This is a genomic window from Corynebacterium sp. (genome assembly GCF_030152825.1).
GTDB lineage: Bacteria > Actinomycetota > Actinomycetes > Mycobacteriales > Mycobacteriaceae > Corynebacterium.
Map to the genome: position 1 here is coordinate 1 of NZ_JASLIP010000098.1, position 6,383 is coordinate 6,383.

The window sequence follows — 6,383 nt, forward strand, 5'->3', positions numbered from 1 at the left end:
GCTACCTGGGGATCTCCATCAGCGGAAGTAGAGGGATTTGAACCCCCGGATGGTTGCCCATCGCTGGTTTTCAAGACCAGTGCATTCGGCCGCTCTGCCATACTTCCGTGCGCGGGTTAGCTTACCCGGTGCCCCTTTAAACCGCACACGGTGCTGGTCATGCCCCGCCCGACGATGCGGGGTCACGCGGTGCAGGCCAGCGTGCGGGTTCAGCCCCGGCCAGCGCGGTTCCAGCCGGGGCAGGGTGGGCCCTAACCGGTTTTGGGCCGTGCTGTGTCGCATATTGGTCAAAACCTGACACGCTACGGCCCAAAACTAGTTTCCCTAGGCCAGCACCTTCGACTCCGCGATGCCCTCGTCCATGCGCCGGTTGTAGCCGTCCAGCCCCTTGCGCAGCACCAGGCCCAGCAGCAGCGCCGGCAGGATGAACACCAGCAGGCCCAGGAGGTCCAGCCAGTAATCGCCCTGGTACGTCCCCGCGATGGAGGCGCGGAACGCCCGGATCGCATACGTCGCCGGCAGGAACGGGCTCATCGACTGGAACCAGCCCGGCAGCAGCTCCAGCGGATACGCGCCACCCGCGCCCGAGACCTGGAACACCAGCAGCAGCACGCCCAGCGCCTTACCCGCGTTACCGAAGGAGATCACCAGCGTGTACACCACCAGCATGAACACCATGGAGCTCAGCCAGCAGGCCAGCGTAAGCAGGAACGGGTGCGCGGGCTCGATGCCAACGAAGAAGATCAACCCGGCTGCCATCAGCAAACTCTGCGCCGTCCCGATCAACGCGAAGATCCCAAAGCGCCCCAGGTAGGCCTGCGCGCGGCTGTAGCGTTCCGGATCCAGCGCCTCCTCGGTCTCTTCCCCGCTCTCGGAGATGCGGGTGTGCACAACCACGGAGGTGATCAGCGCGCCGACCCACAGCGCCAGTGCACCGTACAGCGGGGTCATGCCCGTGCCGAAGCTATTCACCTCGTTCAGCGGCTCGCGTTTCACGGCCGTGGGGTTGGCCATGTGCTGCGCCACCAGGCTCGGGTCATTGCCGATCATCCGCGCCAGGCGGGAAAGATCGCCCGTCTCGCCGGCCCGCTTGATCTCCCGGGCCAGCTTGTCCGCGTCATCCGCACGTTGGTTCAGCTTCTTGGACAGCTCCGCGGTGGCCGCCTGCATGGAACCCAGGGAATCCGCGAGCGACGCGTCCCCGAGCGTGCCCTTCGCCCGCTGCAGGTCCGCCTTGACGCCCTTCACGCTCTGGCTGAGCTGCTGCACGGACTCACCCAGCTTTGCCAGCTGGGGCTGCAGGTCGTTCGCGTAGCTGTTCTTAGCCTTATCGACGGCAGCGACGGCGGTCGCGATCGCGGACTTACTGTCCTTCCGTGCCTGTTCCATGGACGTCTTCCCGGAGCGCAGGTCCTTGGCGGACCGGCGGAAGGTATCCCGCAGCTCGGTGGCCCGCGCGATGGACTCATCGATGTTGCCCAGCACCCGCTGGTACGCGGGCTTCGCGGTGATCGGCAGCGCCGGGGCCACGCGGGTCTCCAGCGTGTTGCGCAGGTCATTCAGCCCGCCCAGCTGCGCGTCGAAGCGGTCGGCCATCCGGTCCAGCTCGTTCGCGGAACCCTCCGGGCTGCTGTTCGCGCGCCCGAGGACGCGGTCGATGCTGTTGCCCACCGCGGTGTAGCTGTCGCTGGTGGCCTGCAGGGACTCGCTCAGGGACGACGCCGCCCCGGCGAAGGTCCGGCCCAGGTTGGCCAGCGCCTCGTCGCTCGCGCCGGAAGCCCCACCCGAGCCACCGGAGCCGCCAGTTCCGCCCAGGTCGAGGGCATCCATCTGGGCGCCAGCGGAGTCAGTGATGCGCTCGGCGCTCTGCGCCAGCGGGATCGTGGACTCCACCAGGGAGGACAGCGAGGACACGGAGTTGCTGCCCTGCCGCAGCTGGCGGGATACCCCGCCCACACTGGCTTCCATCCGGTCGAGAACAGCCTTCGTGTCGCCTTCCGTGAGGACCTTGTTCAGGTCCTTGACCAGCCCCAGGCCGACGTTGTTGACGACCTCGGAGAAAGACTCGTTGATCTGGTCGATCGCGCCGGTGGCCGCCTGCTCGGTGATCATCGGGGCCAGCGAGTTCTTCTTCTGGTTCGTGTACATCGTCAGCTCCGTGGGCGCGGTGCCGGCGATGTAGAAGGTCATCAGGTCCTTGGAGAAACTCGGTGGCAGCACGATGCTGGCGTAGTACTCGCCGGAGCGGGTGCCTTCGAGGGCGTCCTCCTTGGTGGTGATGGTCCAGTCGATCTGCTTATTCAGGCTCAGCTGGGCCAGCACCTGCTCGCCCAGGTTGAGGTTCACCTGGGCCAGATCCGTGTCGTGGCCCTCGTCCTCGCTGCTCACCGCGATCTTGAGCTCGTCGGTGTTGTCGAAGGGGTTCCAGCTGGCGAGCACGTTGAACACGGTGAATACCAGCGGAACCACGGTGAGCCCGAAAAGCACGATCATGGTGATGACGTTCTTGCGGGCAGACCGCAGGTCGTGGCGCAGGATTTCGCGGATCTTGCTCATTAGTTCTCGCCCTCCTGCTTCTCCACGTCACTGTTCCCGCTGCATTCTCCACCGGCATCTTCGCCACCGTCGGCGGCCGCATCGCCGCCCCCGGCCTTCTCCGCGTGGGCGCGCGCGAGATGTTCCTCGTGCTCGTCGTCGAAGGTATATTCCTTGGACCCGGCCGCCTGGGTGGCGGCAACGTACTGGAGCTCATCGCTATCCAGGTCACCCAGCTCCTGGGCGTGCAGGTAGCTCTGGCCGGTGTACTCCCGCGCGCCGATGATGAAGATGATCAGCAGCGCCCAGGCGATGCCAATCGCGAAGATCAAGGCACGCTCGGTATCGAAGACCGCGTTGACCACGCCCAGCACCGCGAGTCCGATCAGCCCGATAATGGCGGTCCGGCCGATCTGCTTCGGCGTATCCCGCAGCACCTTTGCCGTGCGCTCCTCGGTGAACTCGTTGAACTGTTCGTGGTTGTTCAGCGCGTGGATGACGTCCGCCATCCGGTAGCCGGAACCGACCACCTGAACCTTGTCGGAGACCAGCAGGCCGGAACGGGCTAGCTGCTGGTTCAGGATCAGGTTCACGTGCGACAGACGTCGTCGGGCGACCATGCCCACGAACAGGAAGACCAGGGACAACAACCACAGCACGCCGAGCGCCTGCCAGTAGTGGGAGCCGTAGAAGCCGCCGATGGTTTCGCGGGCGGCGTCGATGCCGTAGGTCATCGGCAGCAAGGGGTGCACGATCTTGAAGAAGTCGGGCGTCATCTCGATGGGGTAGAGCCCGGAGGCGCCCGGGATCTGCACGAAGGCCATACCTACCGCCAGGCCACGGCCGATGTGACCCAGCGCGGAGACAAGCCCGTAGATCACCCCGAGGTATCCCAACCCGACCAGCACATTCGTGAGTGTGTACAGCGTCGGGCTGACGGTCTGCACACCGATCAGCAGGTTACCGATGGACACGATCACGGCCTGCCCCACCACGAAGGCTGCCATCAGCAGGAAGCGGCCCCAGAAGGCCTGGCTCACACTCACGCGGCGGGCGACCTTGCCCAGGTCCTCGGTGTCCACCTCCACGCGGAAGATGACGACCAGCACGAACGCGCCGATCCACAGCGTCAGGTTCGTGAACAGGGCGGCCATGCCGGAGCCGTAGTTCTTCACCGGGTACATCGGCTCGTTGACCAGCATGGCCGGGGTGGCCATGAACTGCCCGATGTCCTCGGAGTTCAGCCCGCGGACGGTGCGGAAGGCCTCGTCGTCGCCGAGGCTTAGGGCCAGGACGTCCGTCTTCGCGTTCTCGACCCCGTCCTGCAGGCTGCTGAGGTTGCCCTTGAAGTCATCAATGACGTCGGTCGTGGCGCCGATCTGCCGATCCACGCCGTCCAGGACGTTCGACGCCTCCTTGAGCAGCGCCTGCTGGGAGCTTAAGGACCCGGAGAAGGAGCCGGTGGCCGCGCTCAGTCGGTTGATCGCCCGGTTGAGCTTGGGCAGGGTGTCGCCCGTGGTGCTGTTCAGGCCCTTTGCGGACTCTCGCGCGGCGGCTGCGGCCTGAGTCAGCTCCTCGGAGCTATCCCGCAGCACCTTGGCGGTCTCACTGGTGCTCTTGCCCGCAGCGTTGAGGTCTGCGAGCAGCTGGCGGTTGGCGTCGTTGCTGCGCTGCAGGTCGTCGATGGTGGCGTTGAGCTGACCAGCGATGGTCGGGCTCACGCCCGCGGCGCCCATCAGGCCGCGGAGCTGCGCGATATTGCGGTCCCCGAGGTCGACGAGCTGGGTGGTCTGCTCGCTGGCGCCGGCGATCTGGCGGCCGGCCTGTTCGGCGGCGCTGCTGACCGCGGCGACGGAGGAGTTCGCGGCGGCGGTGCCTTCAGCCAGGGCGGAGGTGCCCTGGGCGTAGGCGTCGCCAGCGGAGTCGGAGAAGTCCGCGACCATGCGCTGCACGATCGCGACGGACCTATCGACCTCTGCGAGGGTGGACTTGGCGTCCTCAAGGGTGCCGTGAGCGGAGTTCAGCGCATCCTTAGTGGCAGCGATGGTGGGGCGGGCGCCAGCCACGCGACCCTTCATCTTGTCCAGGGATTCCTGCCCCTCGCCCAAGGTTGAGAGGGTCTCGTCCAGCCCGGTGACGGCCTTGTTCTTGCTGTTGTCGATCCGGCCGGCGATGCTGTTGCCCTCTTCCCGGACCTTCTTGGACGCCGTCTCCCCCAGCTGCTTTTTGAAGGAGCTGGTGATCTTATCCTTGATACCGGACGCACCGGCATCGGTGATCAACGGGGCGACGGCGCTGAGCTTCTCGTTCGGCCGGTAGATCAGTTGCGGCTGGCTATAGGTTCCCTGAAATGTGGAGAGGAGATCCCGGGAGAAACGGTCGGGGATTTCGATGCTGCTAAAGACGTCGCCACGCGCGAGGGCGCGATCAGCTTCGGATTTGGACATGAATTGCCAGCCGAGCTCGTCGTTGTCCTCGAGCTCGGCGACGACCTCGTTGCCGATGTTTAGCGACCCCGTGAGCGGCGATGACGCGCCGCGATCTTCGTTGACGACGGCGACCTTGATGTTTTCGGTGTTGCCGTAGGGGTCCCAGAACGCTGCGACGTTCACCCAGGAGTACAGCGCGGGTGTGATCATGACTCCGATGAGAATGACCCACACTTTACGGACGCTCACGAGACGCTTGAGGTCTCGAACAAAGATCTTCCAGGTGGTGTTCACGACGTGACCGTACCACTTTTTTGGGGCTGTTGAGCACTCGCTGCTGGCCGGTGGAGTAAAGGTCGTCGCGCCAAGCGCAGAAGAAATGCGCTTAGCGGGCAAATATTCAGTTTTGATTCAGCTGGATGCTGTTTCGTCGAGGACCGTTTGGCGATGAGGGCGAGACGGCCACCAGAACTTCTCCCCGCAAACTTGCACGACTGCTGGGACCACGAGGCTGCGCACGATGAGAGTATCCAGCAGTACTCCGATACAGATCACGATGCCGATCTGGGCGAGAGCGACCAGAGGAAGAACTCCGAGAGCCGCGAATACGGCCGCGAGCAAGATGCCGGCTGACGTGATGACACCACCGGTGGAGCAGAGGGCGGAGAGAATCCCGTTCTTGGTGCCAACGGCGTTGGCGTCTTCTCGGGCACGGGTGACCAAGAAGATCGAGTAGTCAATACCGAGGGCGACGAGGAAAACGAATGCGTACAGCGGAGTAGATGAGTCGAAGCGATCAAAACCAAAGAGGTGGTGCGACACCCACCATCCAGCACCAAGTGCCGCGACATTGGTGAGCAGCACGGATCCCGTCATCACGAGGGGCGCGACAACGGATCGCAGCAGGAACAGCAGTGCCACAAAGATCAGCCCAAGGACGAGCGGGAAGACGACCCGACGGTCATCGGCCGCTGCAGCCTCGGTATCGTAGAGCTCCGCGTCTCCACCGCCAACAAGCGCATCTGTGCCATCCAGGATTGCGCGTAGCTCCGGGGTCGTTGCGCCGGACACCTCGATGAAGCCTTCGTCATTGGGGCGTGGTTGAAGCCCAGCGCCGCTGAGGCGTTCCGAGGTGGCCGTGATGTCCTCGGTAGAGATGATTGCTGGGGTTGCGGAGGCATCGGGGAAGGCATCCGATAGTTCGCGAGCCGCAGAAATGGATTCCGGGGTATCGATGAACTGATCTGATTGATTGAGTCCGGTGTTGATGCTGAGCGTGCCCAGCGACATTGCCCCGAGTGCAAACAGTGACATGGTCAGAATCGCAGCGGGCCTTTTTTCGACGGCCCCACCCACGGCGTTGAAAACCCTGTGCTCGGTGGTGTCTCCGACGCGGGGGCTTCGTGGCCAAAAAATCCA

The 6,383-nt window shown here is 64.4% G+C and carries 3 protein-coding genes and 1 tRNA gene; all 4 read right to left on the reverse strand.

The window, feature by feature from the left end:
- Nucleotides 1–22: 22 nt before the first annotated feature.
- Nucleotides 23–107: transfer RNA gene (locus Q1V78_RS09140), tRNA-Ser, on the reverse strand.
- A gap of 217 nt (nt 108–324) precedes the next feature.
- On the reverse strand, nt 325–2,556 hold the full coding sequence (locus Q1V78_RS09145) for a YhgE/Pip domain-containing protein (protein ID WP_300613816.1): 2,232 nt from the start codon (nt 2,554–2,556) through the stop codon (nt 325–327).
- Nucleotides 2,556–5,258, reverse strand: coding sequence for a YhgE/Pip domain-containing protein (locus Q1V78_RS09150; protein ID WP_300613818.1), 2,703 nt, complete (start codon nt 5,256–5,258; stop codon nt 2,556–2,558). Before Q1V78_RS09150 ends, Q1V78_RS09145 begins: the two co-directional genes overlap by 1 nt.
- Nucleotides 5,259–5,375: 117 nt before the next feature.
- Nucleotides 5,376–6,278 carry an MMPL family transporter gene (locus tag Q1V78_RS09155; RefSeq protein ID WP_300613820.1) on the reverse strand — a complete coding sequence of 301 codons (903 nt, stop codon included), beginning with the start codon at nt 6,276–6,278 and terminating at the stop codon, nt 5,376–5,378.
- Nucleotides 6,279–6,383 lie beyond the last annotated feature (105 nt).

Bases quoted from the DNA above. Each gene is read 5' to 3' on its own strand.
- Q1V78_RS09145 (WP_300613816.1), bottom strand. From the start codon at position 2,556: ATGAGCAAGATCCGCGAAATCCTGCGCCACGACCTGCGGTCTGCCCGC.
- Q1V78_RS09155 (WP_300613820.1), bottom strand. From the start codon at position 6,278: ATGTCACTGTTTGCACTCGGGGCAATGTCGCTGGGCACGCTCAGCATC.